1 protein-coding gene is annotated in these 1,160 nt (G+C 42.1%); it reads left to right on the plus strand.

From position 1 onward, the window contains the following. A partial coding sequence (locus GKZ88_RS22275; RefSeq protein WP_196216511.1) for a SprB repeat-containing protein occupies positions 1-1,160 on the plus strand: 1,160 nt, incomplete at both ends.

Genomic DNA, 1,160 nt, shown 5'->3' on the forward strand with positions numbered 1-1,160 from the left:
TGTAAAGGAGACGCAACGGGTTCTGCAACTGCTTCGGCTACAGGTGGAACAGCGGGCTACACCTATTCATGGAATACTGTTCCAGTTCAAACAGGCGCTACTGCAACTGGCCTTAAAACAGGAACTTATACCGTAATCGTAACTGATTCAAAAGGATGTACTGATGATGAAACCGTAACAATCGGCGAACCATCAAATGTATTGACTGCGTTGATAGATTCCAAAACAGACGTAAGTTGTAAAGGAGACGCAACGGGTTCTGCAACTGCTTCGGCTACAGGTGGAACAGCGGGCTACACCTATTCATGGAATACTGTTCCAGTTCAAACAGGCGCTACTGCAACTGGTCTTAAAGCAGGAACTTATACTGTAACCGTAACTGATTCAAAAGGTTGTACTGATGATCAAACCGTTACTATAGAAGAGCCTTCAAATGTTTTAAGCTGTTCTGTAATACAAAACAAAGCCGTTACAGCAAATGGATTAAGCAACGGGGAAGCAACTGTAACGCCACTTGGAGGAAACGGAGGCTACACTTACGCTTGGGATAACGGAGAAACTGTAGCACATGCAATAACTCTTAATGCAGGAACTCACACTGTAACTGTAACAGATTCTAAAGGATGTAAAACAACTTGTACAGTATTAATTACACAGCCTGATGTTTTATCCTGCAGTGTGGTCCAAAACGATCCTGCTAAATGTTACGGAGACAGCAACGGTAAAGCTACTGTAACACCAGTTGGAGGAAATGGAGATTATACTTATGCATGGGACAACGGAGAAACAACTGCTCAAGTAACTGGTCTAAACGCAGGAACTCACACAGTAACTGTTACTGATAAATTAGGTTATAAAACTACTTGCACCGTAATTATCGGACAGCCAGAAGCAGCATTGACTTGTTCTGTTATACAAAACAAAGCGGTTACTGCAAATGGATTAAGCAATGGAGAAGCAACTGTAACGCCTCTTGGAGGAAACGGTGGATATACTTATGCTTGGGATAACGGAGAAACTGTAGCACATGCAATAACTCTTAATGCAGGAACTCACACAGTAACTGTAACAGATTCAAAAGGGTGTAAAACAACTTGTACGGTATTAATTACACAGCCTGATGTTTTATCCTGCAGTGTGGTTCAAAACGATCCTGCTAA

The sequence above is a fragment of the Flavobacterium sp. LC2016-01 genome, assembly GCF_009711135.1.
GTDB lineage: Bacteria > Bacteroidota > Bacteroidia > Flavobacteriales > Flavobacteriaceae > Flavobacterium.